General features: G+C 45.6%; 14 protein-coding genes. 4 read left to right on the top strand and 10 right to left on the bottom strand.

The annotated features are described in order from the left end of the window. Positions 1–18 precede the first annotated feature (18 nt). The 5 genes from sufC to WH46_RS01020 form a co-directional block, all read right to left on the bottom strand. Positions 19–801: a Fe-S cluster assembly ATPase SufC gene (sufC, locus tag WH46_RS01000; protein ID WP_017811262.1), complete on the bottom strand. Its 783-nt coding sequence runs from the start codon at positions 799–801 to the stop codon at positions 19–21. 1277 nt (positions 802–2078) lie between these two features. Further along, positions 2079–2678, bottom strand: a complete 600-nt coding sequence (locus WH46_RS01005; RefSeq protein WP_046225403.1) for a DUF1802 family protein — start codon at positions 2676–2678, stop codon at positions 2079–2081. Next, positions 2678–2938, bottom strand: coding sequence for a hypothetical protein (locus tag WH46_RS01010; RefSeq protein WP_046225404.1), 261 nt, complete (start codon positions 2936–2938; stop codon positions 2678–2680). Before WH46_RS01010 ends, WH46_RS01005 begins: the two co-directional genes overlap by 1 nt. Positions 2939–3201: 263 nt before the next feature. Then, positions 3202–3699, bottom strand: coding sequence for a hypothetical protein (locus tag WH46_RS01015; protein ID WP_046225405.1), 498 nt, complete (start codon positions 3697–3699; stop codon positions 3202–3204). 408 nt (positions 3700–4107) lie between these two features. After that, the gene (locus WH46_RS01020) at positions 4108–4575 is read right to left on the bottom strand and encodes a Dps family protein (protein ID WP_017811266.1); all 468 of its coding nucleotides are present in this window, start codon (positions 4573–4575) and stop codon (positions 4108–4110) included. A gap of 254 nt (positions 4576–4829) precedes the next feature. On the opposite strand from WH46_RS01020, the gene mtnA reads away from it, so the two are divergent. After that, the gene (mtnA, locus tag WH46_RS01025; RefSeq protein WP_046225406.1) at positions 4830–5924 is read left to right on the top strand and encodes an S-methyl-5-thioribose-1-phosphate isomerase; all 1095 of its coding nucleotides are present in this window, start codon (positions 4830–4832) and stop codon (positions 5922–5924) included. A gap of 314 nt (positions 5925–6238) precedes the next feature. After that, a complete protein-coding gene (locus tag WH46_RS01030) occupies positions 6239–6778 on the top strand; it encodes a hypothetical protein (RefSeq protein WP_017811268.1) in 540 nt (179 codons plus the stop codon). Between the two features lie 215 nt (positions 6779–6993). On the opposite strand, the gene WH46_RS01035 is transcribed toward WH46_RS01030, so the two are convergent. Further along, positions 6994–7377, bottom strand: a complete 384-nt coding sequence (locus WH46_RS01035; protein ID WP_046225407.1) for a DUF423 domain-containing protein — start codon at positions 7375–7377, stop codon at positions 6994–6996. 238 nt (positions 7378–7615) lie between these two features. Here WH46_RS01035 and WH46_RS01040 point away from each other — a divergent pair, with 238 nt between their 5' ends. Beyond that, entirely contained in the window at positions 7616–8470 is an 855-nt protein-coding gene (locus WH46_RS01040; protein ID WP_017811270.1) for a DegV family protein, read from the top strand. A 136-nt stretch (positions 8471–8606) separates the two neighbouring features. Here the strand turns inward: WH46_RS01040 and WH46_RS01045 are convergent, their stop codons facing one another. Together WH46_RS01045 and WH46_RS01050 are read right to left on the bottom strand one after the other, a co-directional pair. Next, a complete protein-coding gene (locus tag WH46_RS01045) occupies positions 8607–11276 on the bottom strand; it encodes a PAS domain S-box protein (protein WP_052714063.1) in 2670 nt (889 codons plus the stop codon). A 73-nt stretch (positions 11277–11349) separates the two neighbouring features. Continuing rightward, positions 11350–12204, bottom strand: a complete 855-nt coding sequence (locus WH46_RS01050; RefSeq protein ID WP_017811272.1) for an alpha/beta hydrolase — start codon at positions 12202–12204, stop codon at positions 11350–11352. A gap of 322 nt (positions 12205–12526) precedes the next feature. On the opposite strand from WH46_RS01050, the gene WH46_RS01055 reads away from it, so the two are divergent. Beyond that, complete coding sequence (locus WH46_RS01055) at positions 12527–13240, top strand: 4'-phosphopantetheinyl transferase family protein (RefSeq protein ID WP_231584267.1); 714 nt, start codon at positions 12527–12529, stop codon at positions 13238–13240. A gap of 91 nt (positions 13241–13331) precedes the next feature. Here WH46_RS01055 and WH46_RS01060 read toward each other — a convergent pair whose 3' ends face one another. Both WH46_RS01060 and WH46_RS01065 read right to left on the bottom strand, forming a co-directional pair. Beyond that, the gene (locus tag WH46_RS01060; RefSeq protein ID WP_082208270.1) at positions 13332–14429 is read right to left on the bottom strand and encodes a Gfo/Idh/MocA family protein; all 1098 of its coding nucleotides are present in this window, start codon (positions 14427–14429) and stop codon (positions 13332–13334) included. Continuing rightward, a complete protein-coding gene (locus WH46_RS01065) occupies positions 14426–15562 on the bottom strand; it encodes a hypothetical protein (RefSeq protein ID WP_046225409.1) in 1137 nt (378 codons plus the stop codon). Before WH46_RS01065 ends, WH46_RS01060 begins: the two co-directional genes overlap by 4 nt. Positions 15563–15603 lie beyond the last annotated feature (41 nt).

Here is a 15603-nt window from a genome sequence, read left to right on the forward strand (position 1 = left end):
CTCCTTCCGTACAGTAATTTACGCTTCTAGACCTACAGTTTCGTCAGTAATACCGAGTTCTTCTTTAACCCAGTCATAACCTTCCGCTTCCAGACGGGCTGCCAGTTCCGGTCCGCCGGATTTCACGATACGGCCTTGCATCATAACGTGTACATGGTCAGGCGTAATGTAGTTCAGGAGACGCTGATAGTGAGTGATGATCAGGAAACCGCGATCTTCACTGCGCATTTTATTTACACCGTCTGCTACGATGCGCAGAGCATCAATATCGAGACCGGAGTCAATTTCATCAAGAATAACGATTTTTGGATCCAGCATCATCATTTGCAGGATTTCATTACGTTTTTTCTCACCACCGGAGAAGCCTTCGTTCAGGTAACGGTGAGCAAATTCAGGGTTCATTTCCAGTTCTTTCATCGTGCCTTCCATCTGGCGAATGAACTTGATCAGGGAAATTTCTTTACCTTCTTCGCGGCGTGCATTGATTGCACTGCGCAGGAAGTCGGAGTTGGTTACCCCTGTGATTTCACTTGGATATTGCATAGCGAGGAACAGACCTGCGCGTGCGCGCTCGTCTACTTCCATCTCCAGTACATCTTCACCGTCAAGCGTTACAGCGCCTTCGGTTACTTCATATTTGGGATGTCCCATCAATGCGGATGCCAGCGTACTTTTACCGGTACCGTTAGGTCCCATGATTGCGTGGATTTCTCCGCCTTTCATCGACAGGTTAACACCTTTGAGGATTTCCTTGTTCTCGATTGTTGCTTTCAGACCTTCAATGACGAAATTTGTTGCCATAATAGTCGTCCCTCCAAATAAGTAAGTAAGCAGCCAAATAGATCAATTTTAATATATCGTCTATCAGCTTGCTTCATAAGAATGATCGTAATACCATTTCACTTGTTAAATCATACCAGTAAAACTGTGTCGTCCGCAAAAAAAGACAAGCAGCAAAACCATAAGCTGCCTTCTATTCTCCAGCATTCACTCTTTTCCGGTATTAGGATCAACAAGCTGCATATGAATGACTTTCCTGTGGACATCCAGCCAATTCACGGCTTTGATCTGCCCCCCATTTATCTCAACAGGGAAAAATCCCTCATTGTCCAATAGCCGGATCTTTTGCGAAGCAAATATCCTTTTCTGAAGAACCGTACCTACAGAGTATTAGGTATCCGATTCATTTAGATAAAGTCTAAGAATAAATCTTCCTTAGAACTATTCTAAACTGATTCTCAACGATTCTCAAGTATTTTATAATAATTTCAATATAGCCGCAATGAACTACGGATATCTTTCACCTTATCTTAACGTGAATATCAGGAACATGCCAGAGCAAGAGGAGCTACAACTTCAAAACATTTGCCGCGTGGTTGGTGTGGACAGGATGTCTTTAGGGTGAATTCCGTAGGATATAGAAAATGCGAAGAACCTATAATACTTGGGGTTACTTTTGCGTAGTCATTGATTTTGTGATTATCTATGCGTAATCATTTATTATCGATTTATCTTTTACAAGATTATTTATTTAGGAGATATAGAAATCAAACAAGATGTTTCCTAAGAATCCGCTGCACAATTGGATTGGTCTTCTGCCCTCCGTTAAGAATCGGATATCCTGAATTTCCGCTTTCGCGGAAGATATCCATTCTTAAATGAGGCCGCTCCGCTGCTGAAGTCCAATTCCAATTGCTCCGCTAAGAACGTAGTGATCATTTGTCTGTCTGCTAAGACTTTAATAATCCATTGTATTTTTGTAATTTCATTTTTGTTTTTTTCATATTTCTATATATAAAGAAAAAACAAAACGAATAGAGAAAGGGTTTGGTCACTCCCATTACCCACTCCCTTTGTTGGAGGAGGCAACGTTTGAGGGTAGCAGCGCGGAGCGGAGGGAAGGGAATTGTCCGGCAGGACGACATTTAAGAATGGATATTCCCGCTGTACCCTTTTCAGAATATCCATTCTTAACCGGAGGACAGCCGGACAATCCCTTGCCGCAGCGGCCCCTGCTCCACCTCAATCCCTCGCCTCCACCAACCCCAAAACCAAAATAAAAAGCCTGACCGATCGACTCAGTCAAGCTTTGTGTCCGGAATGTTCTGTTCTTGCAGCGATTGCAATAGAGCAGATCTCATTCTCTCAAACTCCGCAGCGTCCAGCACCGGCGTCAATTCGCTCGTCACCGAACCACTTGGTATGGATATCCACGATTTGCAGCCGATATACTGCTCTTCTATTGGGATGTCCACCGGTCGTTCAATTATATATACCCGCAGGATTAGTACATGAAGCGGATTTTTCTTTTTCCAGCGAAGACGTTCTTCGGCAAATGTATCGGTCCAGATGTGCATTTCTCTCAGCCGATCCAGCTGCTGTTGATCGTAGATTTCCAAATCATCCGTGACCTCGGCATAGAGGCGGATCGTAGCTGTATTTTGCTCGGGAGACCAGTCCTGCATGGATTCGTCTACCAGATGTTGGTCCTCTGGCTTGAGCAGCTCGCGGCGCTGGTGCTCATAGGTTGGATACAGATAAAAGGCATTTTCTTTTAGCTCGAAATCACGTGTTTCTTCGATGATTCCACCTTTGCGCATTAACAGGATCTGTTGCCCCTGTTCCAGGGCACGAATAGCGGATGCCCATTCTTTGAGGGCAATAACTTGTTCATTCATTAGATAATCTCCTCCTTTATAAATCCAATACTTTGGTAAATAGCCAACCGTATGCTTTCTTCAATGCCTTCATCTGAAGAAAAAGCCAATTCGTGAGGGAGTTCGACAGCTTGTATACTGCCTGGATAGATGACAATATCCTGCAGCTGCATTTCAAATCGAAATCCATCTTCAAAATGAATGCCGTCCCGATCCCGGTAACACCAGATTGCAGAAATGTCTTTGTCTTCTACGATAAAACGTCCGCCATTCATATACATCTTCTGCAAGCCTCCCATCATGATTTTCATTACCCTATTTTTCTTTATTATAAAAGAAATAAAAGCAAATGAATGCATCCATAACAAATTCAAGCCATAGTTTGCGATTTCTGCAAACTATGGCTTGAATAAATTAGGCATCGGCGAATAATTAGCAGTGTATTACACTCCATTAGTATTCTATCCAAGAATGTTCCGTTCCCTACCAGAAGACAAGCAGCATCTTTGATTAGTACAGGGAAATTCCAAATAGACGATATGGATTACCAGCCACCACCCGTTGGAATCCAGCGGTCGTAATAATCAATCGTCACATCACCAAATACACTAAATGGTCCGTTTGTTTCTTTTAAATAGTAGGCAACACGATATCGGTAGAAATCATCCGGGAACGTAGGATAGTAGCCCATTTTGTAATCATAGTTACCGGATTCCGTAAAGGTTACAGAGTGCATAGGAATCCACCCACTATAATAACTATATACTTCGTAAGAAACCGTCAGTTCGCCTTCACCTTCCATACTAAAAGAAACCGATACATCTGTTTTGTTATTTGTTGTCCATTCGGCAGAAGAATCGCGTGCATTGCCTCCAAGATAAATCGGTTCAAACCAGTTATGATGGAAATATTCTGGTGGTGGTTCGGTTTGAGGTGAAATGGAGGGTTTGGCATTTGCAGAACCAGCGGGCAATACCAGACTGAAAATCAAAGGTAATAAGAGTATAAATGAAATGTTCTTCAACCATGTAGCTGCTCTCATTTTCATTTCCCCTTTACGTTATTAATAACTATCAACCAAGCAGATCCATAAATGATTACGCTTACAATTACTTTTAACTTGTTTCTTTTCTTTTGAAATTATTGCTCTTCTTTGATTTTTCCTTGTTAGGATGATTTTCTCGTATTGAAGTTTCCGGAACTATGGCTTAACAAACTATGCTCATTTTCAGAACAGGAGCTTATCCTTATTTACCTCCTTCTATTTTTAGTAATAAAATATTACCTTTTCATATTACCATATTTTTACTATTATGTATCAAATAATTAGCCTGGATTGATTATCAAATCGTATTTCATAGAAGTCTACATAAATAAAACCGCAACCTGTCCATTAAGACAGATTGCGGTTTGTTGTTAGTAATTGATTTAATGATCAAGTGGAGATAACTCAGCCCAGGAAAGAGCGCAGCATCCACATGTGTTTCTCCAGATCCGCTTTGAACGCGATCAGCATATCTGCTGTCGGTTGGTCACCGGACTCGTCAGCCAGTTCGATTGTTTCCTGGAACTGCTCGCATACTGTAGCAAAGTCTTCGATAATGGTCTGTACCATTGTACGAGCGTCTTCGCTACCGTTAGCTTCTTGAATACTGGACATTTCCAGATATTCTTTCATTGTCGCTGCCGGAGAACCTTTGAGTGTCAGCAGACGCTCAGCGATTTCGTCCATTTTCAGCGTTACTTCATTGTATAGTTCTTCGAATTTGATATGCAGGGTGTAGAAGTTCTCACCTTTTACATACCAATGGAAGTTGTGGATTTTCACATATAATACATTCAGGTTAGCCACCTGCAGATTCAACAGTTCTTCGACGCGTTTGGTTTGAGTAGAGTTTTCATTTGTAATGTTAGACATAGTTCTTATCCCTCACTTCTATAAATTTTGGTGAAATTGATAAACATGTCAGGCTCATCTGCATACATCTTACCCGTGTGAGCAATTGACGAAACAATCGCTATGTGAAATCAGCCCTTGCCCAGGGTCATCGGAAGACCAAAAAAACGGAAGCTCTACAGGAAATAAAACAGAAAAAAGACTGTGCAAAAACATTGTTTTCCGATATCCTATATTCTAATGTTTGTAATTATCCAAGGGAGTGATTCTCTATTATGAATAATCAGATTCCATCCAATGAAGTTCCCGTTAAAGCCCCCTTTGAACCGCTGCTTTCCCTTCGCTGGGCTGAAGATAAACTGCTGATGCTGGATCAGCGTCTCTTGCCGGATGAAATTGTTATGCTGGAGCTGTTCACGGCTGAACAGGTATTCGAAGGCATTCGTTCTATGAAAGTACGTGGGGCTCCGGCTATCGGTATTTCGGCAGCTTATGGCGTTGTACTTGGCGCATGGGAGTATTCAGACGAAGATGCAGCTGCCTGGCTCAAGCACGTACTCAAAACAGCTGCCTATCTCGCAGAATCCCGTCCAACTGCTGTTAATCTGTTCTGGGCACTCGATCGTATGAACAAGCGTGCTCATCAACTTGCCGAACAGGAAGGCACAACGGAATCCCGCAATGCCGGACTGCTCGCTGAAGCTGTGGCTATCCATGAGGAAGATGAAGAAGTATGCCGCATGATCGGAGAACATGCACTGCCTCTGTTCAAGGATGGCATGGGCGTTCTCACTCACTGTAATGCAGGCGGACTTGCTACAGCGAAATACGGTACTGCGCTGGCTCCCATGTATCTGGCTCACGAACAAGGTATTCATCTGAAAGTATATGCCGATGAGACTCGTCCGGTACTGCAGGGTGCTCGTCTGACTGCATTTGAGCTTCAGCAAGCCGGTATTGATGTAACACTGCTTTGCGACAATATGGCAGGCATGGTTATGTCCAAAGGCTGGATTCAAGCAGTCATCGTCGGCGCTGACCGCGTAGCAGCCAATGGCGATGTAGCCAACAAAATTGGTACCTATAGTGTAGCCGTGCTCGCCAAAGCGCATAATATTCCTTTTTATGTGGCCTGCCCGCTGTCGACGATTGATCTATCTACCGCTACAGGAGCCGAAATTCCAATTGAAGAACGTTCTGCAGAAGAAGTAACCGAGAGCTTTGGCAAACGTACGGCACCTGAAGATATCAAAGTATTCAATCCGGCTTTTGATGTTACACCGAGTGAATATGTAACTGCTATTATTACTGAAAAAGGTCTGGTATATCCTTCCTATAACGAAAACCTTCCAAAGCTTTTTCAGAGCTGAAAAACGTTGTTATAGGCAGTTATAAGAGGGCAATACTATAGATATTCCGATATCATTTTGATCACAGCCGGGGTCGCATCAGACCCCGGTATTTTTGTGTTTTTACCTATGATTTGTCTAACATTTTTCGACACTTAGCCGATAAATATATTGAGTAGTCGACAGGACAAATGAACATAACATCCAGGCATATCACCAAATCCATCCAGTCCTAAGAACTATCTCTAAAGACCTATGAATATTTTACTTAAAATGATATAGTTTATTTTGGAATGGGATTGCCAATCTGATAAAGTAAGCGAGATGGGAGAAATATGACGAAACAGCAGACTAATGATGACACCGAATTTTTATTCAATGTCGACCTTATGATTACCGGACCAAGCAACGCGGTTGCCCTTCAAAAGCTGCTGGAAATCCTTAATAATCAGGAGGAACTGGCAGACTTCCGAATTGTCTCCGGCATTAAATGGGGACAAAAAATCAAGGCTGTCGAACAATCACCGGACAAACTAAGCAGCTCTGTAAATGTAGAAATCGCGCAAAAAGTACGTGCCAAAGCAGCATTGCGTCAACAGGAAGCTCCTGCTCCTGTAAAACAGCGTACCGATGCCGAATCAGCTGCTGCTCTTCAGCAAAAAATTGAGAATGACATGTCCAGCTGGCTGTCTCTCTATATTCAGGGAAATCAACTTATTCGACTGACGATTAACCGTAGAGGCGAACGCTTCTCGATCCCCTGTCGGATTTTGAAATTCGATAATGAAGATCAGACGATCAGCGTATACCATGTGGATGAGAAGCAGGTATATACTTTCAAACTTAATGAGATTGATGATTTCCAGCATGTATAAACCGGCTTAATAGAACAGCAAAAATATCAAAAGCGCCTGTGGCAGAAGCCAGCAGGCGCTTTTGATATTTTCCGCAGCATATATTGCACATTTGTGTAAGTATAAACATATTCCTGATTTATACTCTTCTATTGGTATATATACGCAAAAAAAGAGATGCACTTTAATCATAACTTTACAGCTATCCATTCACTTCAATCGATCTTCTACCCTATTCACGCTGTTTTTTTACCGTATTTGGCACCAGCTACAGCCAGCAGAATCCAGCCTGCAATAAAGCATAACCCGCCTAGTGGTGTAATAGCACCCAATACTTTTACGCCGGTAATACACAACACATACAGACTACCCGAGAACAGAATGACTCCGGCGGTAAACAGGCGTGCCGCCCAGCGAAGCAGCGCCGATTCACCGAATATACCGGCCAGCACAGCTGTAATCAACAAGGCAATCGCATGGACAAAATGATATTCGACTCCAGTGCGAAATGTCTCTATTCTCGCTCCAATAATCGGTTCCAGAATATGCGAACCGAATGCTCCAATGCCTACCCCAATCATGCCTAGAATGGAGCCGATTATAATATACGTACGTTGCATGTTAAACCTCCTGTCAGATCATTGCGGGTAGATCCCGCAGATAAACAAAATCCTTTTTATTATAGCGTATCTATAGCGATTATTTTGTGAGGAAATCATGAAAGCATGTCGGAAGTACTTTTTGCCCGAATTCTGCCGTATATTTTGGCAAAATGCAAGTCATGGTATAATAACCCCAGCTGTGTGATATCACAGTCTATTTTATTATGATAATGAACCAGGAAGACAGGAGAATATTATGAATTCCATTCGTATTTTTGCAGACAGTACCTGCGATCTGCCAGCCTCCTGGCTGGATGAGCATCAGGTGGGCATCGTACCACTCTATGTTACTTTTGGAGAACAGGTCTACCGGGACGGTGTTGATATCAAGCCTGCCGATTTGTACCAACGTGTTCAGCAGCAGGGACAGCTGCCCAAGACGTCAGCACCCTCACCCGCTGATTTCATACAAGCTTTTGCACCTGTTATCGAAGCCGGACAGGATATTATCTATATCAGCCTTTCTTCTGCTTTATCCTCGACGTATGCCAATGCACGCATCGCTGCGGAGGAATGGGAAGAGGGCCGGGTCAATGTACTGGATTCATTGAATCTATCCAGCTCGATTGGTCTGCTCGTGATGAAGGCTGTTCATGCCGCTGCAGCGGGTGCCTCCGTACAAGAGATTATCCGTCTGCTAACCGATATGCGTGGGCGGATTGAGACAGAATTTGCTATCGATTCTTTGGAGTACCTCTATAAGGGCGGACGCTGCTCGGGTATGCAGAATCTAATCGGCAGTCTGCTCAAAATACGGCCGGTGATCGAAGTGACTCCACAGGGCACACTGGTACCTGCTTACAAAGTCCGTGGCAAGCGGGAAAAGGCTGTCGAACAGCTGCTCCGTAATGCGATCGCCAATGCAGACCGATTGGACGAAGAAGTCATTTTTGTCGTCCATTCCTTTGCTGAAGAAGAAGCGAAGATGATGCAGGCTGTCCTCAGGGAACAGACGAATGCACGCCAGGTTATGATCACAGAGGCAGGCTGCGTAATCTCCAGTCACTGCGGTCCACAGACGATCGCCATTATGTATGCAACGCAGGCATAACTAGCAACTGCTTCTGTTGCTCTGGCGACAGGTACGACACTACCGCATAACGGTTCGGATTTCGGGAACTGGCTATATACCAAAAAGCGCTGCTGCAGATCATCCAAGAATCTGCAGCAGCGCTTTTTTTTGCTTATTATTCATTATCCACAAGCTTAAGCGGAATCGTAAAATAGAATGTTGAACCGGCATGTTCCCTGCTCTCTACTCCGATCGTACCATTCATCAACTCAATCAGATTTTTGCTGATAAACAGTCCCAGTCCCGTACCGCCATATTGGCGGTTCATCACCTGGTGTACCTGGGAAAAGGACTGGAACAGTTCACCCAGACGATTTGCGGGGATGCCTATCCCCGTATCTATAATCCGGAAATGAATTAGCATGCCATGCTCTCTGGAGATATGCGAGACCCCTACCACAATCTCCACGGTTCCGCGATCGGTAAATTTAAGTGCATTGCCGATAATATTGACCAATACCTGCTTGATGCGCATCATATCGCCCCGGGCCTGACGTGGCACTTCCTGATCGACACGCTTCTCGAGCACCAGCTGTTTCTCCTGCGCGACCGGCAAAAACAATTCATATACCGATCCCACCAGCTCATGCAGATCGAATATGCGCTCTTCCAGCCGGATATTCCCATTTTCCAGCCGGTGCACATCGGTTACATCATCCATCATTCTCATCAATTCTTCACTGTTTTGGCGGATAATCTCCATATAAAACTGCTGATCTTCATTTAGCGGAGAATCCTGTACCAGCTCGGACATACCGATAATAGCATTCATTGGTGTACGAAGCTCATGACTAATCAGTGAGATGAACTGTGACTTGGCATAGGCTGCACGTTCAGCAGACTCCTTGGCTTCGATAATGGCCTTTTCATTCGTACGGTCGCTGAATACCACGACAACTCCAATAATCTGCTCACGGTCATATAGCGCACTCGTCTGATAAGAAACAAAGAAGCTCGAGCCATCTCTGCGGAAAAATACATCTTCTGTCACCCTGCGGGAGATTCCATCGCTCATCGTCAGACCTACCGGATTCTGACCGGCAGCGTAGGCTTCCCCATCTGCACGTGCCTGCACCAGCGATTGCTGCACCGGTACACCGATAAACTGCTCTCTCGGGAGCTGCAGCATTCTCGCTGCCGCCGCATTGATAAAGATTCCATTCCCCTGGGTATCCACGCCGAAGATCCCTTCCGATACCGAACTGAGGATCAGATTATACTCTTTGCTGATCGTCTGAATCTGCTCCAGATAACGCTTATTCTCCGTTACGTCCGTAGCAATGCCGAAGACTCCAGTAACCTGCCCACCAACAATAATCGGTACATTGGTAAAATTCACTTCCATCCGGTTACCGGAAGAATGCACCAGTACCGTATCATAATTTTGCGGCATGCCCATACGGGCTTTATTAAAATGCTCCTGTGCTGCAATCTGGTAATCGCCATCGATCAGATCGGTAAAATGAGTCTGTAGCAATCGGTCTGCTGCATAACCGCTCTGAATCTCGGCTACCGGATTCAGGGTAAACAATCTTCCTGCCAGATCAAATGAATACACACCCGATGGATTATATTCGACCAGCGATTTGTAGCGCTGCTCACTCTCCAACAGCTGCTGCTCCGCAAATTTGCGATCCGAAACATCACGGGATACTGCTACGATAGTACCGCTGATTCCTTCCATTCTGCTTGGCGTATAGGTACCGCTCGTCTCCAACCATACATAATGTCCCTGTTTGTGCCGAAAGCGAAAGGATACGGTATGTTGATCTCGGGAATACAGGATAGACTGCAGATAAATCTGTACCACTTCATAATCCTCGGGATGATAATAGCTGCTCGCACTCGTACCGACTATCTCTTCTACTTCATAGCCCAGTAGCTTTTTAAGAGATGGCGATGCAAACAGAAAATTGAGCTGTGCATCAGCAGTATGTGTCGAGATCAGATCCATTGTATTATCCGAGAGCATCCGGTACTGCCTTTCGCTCTCACGGATCAGATTCTCCATCAGCCGCTGTTCGGTTACATCCTGAATCGTACCCAGGATACGCTGCGATTCTCCTGGCATTACTTCTACCAGCCGTCCGCGAATAGAAACATTGCGCACCTCATGATACTGGCCGGTCAGCCGGCATTCAACATGAATATTTCCTTCATCAATCGCTTTTCGAAAAGATTCACTAACGTCACTGCGATCTTCCGGATGCACTCTTGCCAGAAAGCGACGATACATGATCTGCGGAGAATCATGATTCAGACGCAGAATCTCGAAAAACTTGTCTGTGCAGGTTAGCTCCTGGGTATCCAGGTTCCAATCCCAGCAACCAAAACCGGCAATATCCTGGGCCAGGGCGAGACGTTCTTCGCTCGCTTTGAGCTGTTCACTCGCCTGCTTGCGGGAAGTAATATCCTTGGCAGCACCAAAAATACCGATTACCTGCTCTTCTTTCATTACCGGTGCATAGGTAACATCCAGGTAAATAGCGTGTCCGTCCTTATGATAAATTTCGGTCTCATATTGAACGGACCCGCCCTGTAGTACCTGCTGAAAATAAGGCGACCGAAAGTGAAGGCGCGATTCTCCAAAAATCAGCCTTTTATCAATATAACGCAGCTCTTCCAGCGAATATCCGCTCATTCGCATCACTGCAGGATTTGTATAAATATAATTACCGTCCAGATCCATTACATAGATAGCATCGGGATGATGTTCAAACAGAGGACGGTAGACTCCATTTTCGGCAATTAAATTCTGGAGAACGTCATATTCGTGATTATCCAATTAATGATCCCTCTCAATCTTTCATATGCCATGGTCTTATATCGTCATTTATCATGCATCTGTGTAATTTCATTCAGGATCCTTTGAGATGAACTGCGAAAAATCGGCTTACCGCCTCCATTACATCCTGACGGGTCATCAGACCTGTAGAGGAGTGCCGTGCTCCTTCGAGGATATACATATCTGCTTCGGCCCCTGCTTCCAGCAGAGCATCATACAGAAAACGACTCTGACGAAGTGGTACCATCTCATCCTGATCGCCGTGCATAATGAGAAATGGCGGAATTCCGGAAGCAGTTCCTGTCTGAATATGACTGACCGGATTTGACTGTGCCGCATTATCTGCCATATGCCGGATCGGTCCGCCCATCAGCAGTGAAATAACCGGTAGTTCGTATTCGGTCTGAAAGTCAGCCTGTACATCGATAGGTCCGCAGAAGTCCACCACAGCGGTTACCTGACTCGATACCCCCTGCCAGTCTCCACGGGTGTCCCATTCCGGCTGACTGCCGGTAACGCCAGCCAGAGCCGCGAGGTGTCCGCCTGCTGAATGACCCCATACGCCGACATGTTCCGCATCAATACCATATTCATCTGCATGAGTACGCAGGAATCGAATCGCTGTTTTTACATCTTCCAGCTGTGCCGGGAAAGGCGCTTTGTTAACCGTACGATACTCAATGCAGGCAATCACATATCCCTGTGCAGCCAGTTCGGACAATACAGGTACATGCTTGTAATTATCCACATCGACCCATGAACCTCCCACAATCCAGACGATCAGCGGCAATGGAATATGCGAGACCGGACGCAAAATGTTCATTTTGAGGGACGATCCATTCGGGAAACGGGTAAATTGTACATCGGGAATCAATTGTACAAAATAGTTATCTTCACTTTGGTAAGGTAAATGTTTGATTTCTGACACGGTATTTCCTCCTCGTTGCGGATTACATCTATCTATTCTACTGTCTCTATCATAATCGCTTTAGCTTCTTTTTACGAAATAAGCAGATAACCTTATAGTCATCCTTTTCATATTAATACATTTAAATTTTAATTAAAACAGATGTATGTAGATTGCTTCTCCCTCATGCGTATTCTGCGTATGTTGACGTTCACTGGATTATTCGTCAATATATGGTTATGCGTATTCTGCAGCAAAGTAGTCTGACTAGGAGTACTTCCCTGATCTGCAGACCAGAACAAGCAATCGCTTGCCCGAAAGTGAGGATCTTCTATTGATTACTGTGACCGGTGTATATGTGCCCGATTTGATTCCGGAAGATGGCATGGAACGTCTGCGTGAAGCAGTATCCGAAGAAAGAAAGCAAGCTTCGCTCAAATTTCACAGACAGCAGGATGCACAGCGCAGTCTGATCGGTGAAGCCCTGCTGCTGCAGATTTTGCGCCAACGTTATCATCTGTCCGCCGATTCGGTGTCCTTTTCCAAAAATGCGTATGGCAAGCCTTATCTGGATGAATATCCGGATATTTATTTTAATATTTCACATGCAGGAGATTGGGTTGTATGTGCAGATGGTACCGTTCCTGTCGGAATCGATATTGAACAGGTACGTCCTATTGATTTTGCAATTGCCGAACGCTTTTTTACTGCATCCGAGTATCAGCTGCTGATGAAGGCCTCTCCACAGCAACAACTTCAATTATTTTACACGTTGTGGACATTGAAAGAAAGCTACATCAAATATATAGGCAAAGGGCTTTCTATTCCGCTGGATTCATTTGCTATTGATATTGCCCATAATGGGACAGCACAGCTATGTCCACCACGTCCGGACGAGGACTCCTCCGGCAGCTGGGAAGATCATGCCGGTCAGATCTGTTATTTCCGCAAAATTATGGTTGATGCCAATTACCAACTGGCTATCTGCGCTGCCGAAGCGCTCGGTCCCAAACCGCTGGTTATGCTGGATTGGCAGGAGCTTTTGCCTGATGCCTGATTATTATTTTACATGCCAAAAACCGTCTGCTGCTTTCCAACCAGAAAGCGGACAGGCGGTTTTTGACATAATGGTGGTATACGCCTGTATTTTACAGCTCGGGCATCATCATCCGATTGCGAGCGGTTGCATAGATACTGGACAATAAGCGAATGCGCTCTGCAGATTCGGCAAAAGGCAGATTAGTCTGCTGACCACGCACGACATCGCTGAAAAAACGCAGCTGATTGACATAATAATTGACCGGATCAAATACATGCTGATGCACTTCGCCTGTCCCGGCTCCATTTTGAAGCAAGGCTACTTTGAATTTGATTCGGTAAAATCCCAGATTGCAGCGGAAGAAATCATTAATTGTCAGCGTTGCATGTTCAAAATGAAGAATATGCTTCGAAGCATAGGGCTGTTCAAAAGAAAATATAGCATCGGCGATAATGCCGTTTTGTAGTCTTGCCTGTGCTTCAAAGGTCCAATCGCAGCCGTTCGGTCCATCGAAATCGGACTTCCCTTCAAACTGCGCCTGCTCAATACCCGTTATAGCCTGCAGAAACTGCAGCCAATAACAGCCCAGATCCCAGAAGCAGCCTCCGCCTTGCTGAGGCTGGCTGCGATAATTGCCGGCATGACCATCACGGGCAGGAATCGTAATACGGGTCTGTATACGCTGCAACTCTCCATACTGGCTGGATTGTATACAGCTGCGCAGCTCCTGCTGCCATGGATGATGAGCGATCATAATGCCTTCTGTCAGATGAACGCCGGATCGCCGGGCAGTCTCCTCCAGTCCGTCCAGTTCCGCAGGGTCCAGACAAAGAGGCTTCTCTACCAGCACATGCTTGCCGGCAGCGAGTGCACGCCGAATCCATGGGGCATGCAGACGATTGCCAAGACCAATATAGACAGCATCCAGCTGCTCATCCGCCAGCAGTTCATCAAGGCTATTATATACAGTTGGAATCCCATACTGGTCGGCCATTTGTCTGGCTTTGTCATACGTACGATTGGCAGCTCCTGCAATCTCAATAGTAGATACGTGAGCGGACGGTTCCAATATGGCACGCGGTACGATCCCCGAACAGCCCAGAATGCCCATTCGAACAGGAACTTCGATCCGGGGAATGGACTGAAGCGACATCAGGTATTCATCCATGCGCACTGGCAGCTGAACGATATTGTGATTTTCTTTCATAGATTCCTCCTGATCGCTGCTGGCTCCAATGTATTATGTTCCCTGTATTGATCCACATAACCAGGCAGCCTGCTGCGGCCCTGTATCAGATTACGGTGCAGCTGTTCCAGAATCTGATGATCACCACCGTACTCACTCATCCAGCGCTGATAAGTAATACCATATCCGTATTGTTCCCACTGCTCTGCATTATGACGCTCATGTTCCCCGAATGGGTCCAGGAATATTACAGGCGTACCGGAAGCAAAAGAATCTGCCAGCGTCCCTCCGCCCGGCTTGCTTACTATTGCCATAACACGACGCTCTACTTCACACAGCAGATGATAGTCTTCATGTATGCGATACGCTGTTGCAGCTGCATCAGGAATATATTCGGCAAAAGGTGGAAACGTATGTCTTCCCTGCTCATTCCGGTTCCAGGTACGCCACTGCGGATCCATCCGGTAATACCGCTGCCCTCTGTCTGTATGACCTGCCTCATCGCCTTCATATAGGACGATATCCAGCCCATAGCCTGACTGTTCCAGATGCTGCAGATGTTCCCGATAGGTTCCCATTCCCCACCCGCCGCCATGTACCAACAGTCTGCGTTCCCTCTGTTCATAAGGGAGAACAGGATCGGAACCGGCGATATCGATATATGTCTGCATTGGCTTCTGCGGTTCGCCGAACAGCCATACTTCCCGGTAGCGATCATGAAGCTGACCCAGACGCTTTTTGACATTGCGCCAGGATGGGGAGTCGGAGACATCCAGATAGAGCAGATCGACATGCAGCTGCTCTGCTCCGATGCGCTCTCTGTACATATCCAGCAGATAAATCCAGTGTCCGGACAGAACGATAAAATGTCTTCTTCCTTCCGCTTCCCAGCTGTGCAGCAGCTGCTCCATCTGCTCTTCATTCATGCTTTTGCGAATATCCTGCGGAATACGCTGGGACATCAGGGCTACCGAGAAATCCTGGTGATAGGCTCTACGGCTGTTATCGACCTTGTGACGCTGATCTTCATCCATAACATTCTCAAAAACAAGCACTTCCGCCGGAATCCCGCGGCGCCTGAACCCCGCTTCTACAAGTAATCCCGGTGTATAGAACCCCAGTCCAAAACCCGAACACAAAATGGTGACGGTCATATGGATCACCCTTTTCTTTTAATGGAAAGCAGGTCACGCTT

The sequence above is a fragment of the Paenibacillus dauci genome, assembly GCF_000971985.1.
Taxonomy (GTDB): domain Bacteria; phylum Bacillota; class Bacilli; order Paenibacillales; family Paenibacillaceae; genus Saccharibacillus; species Saccharibacillus dauci.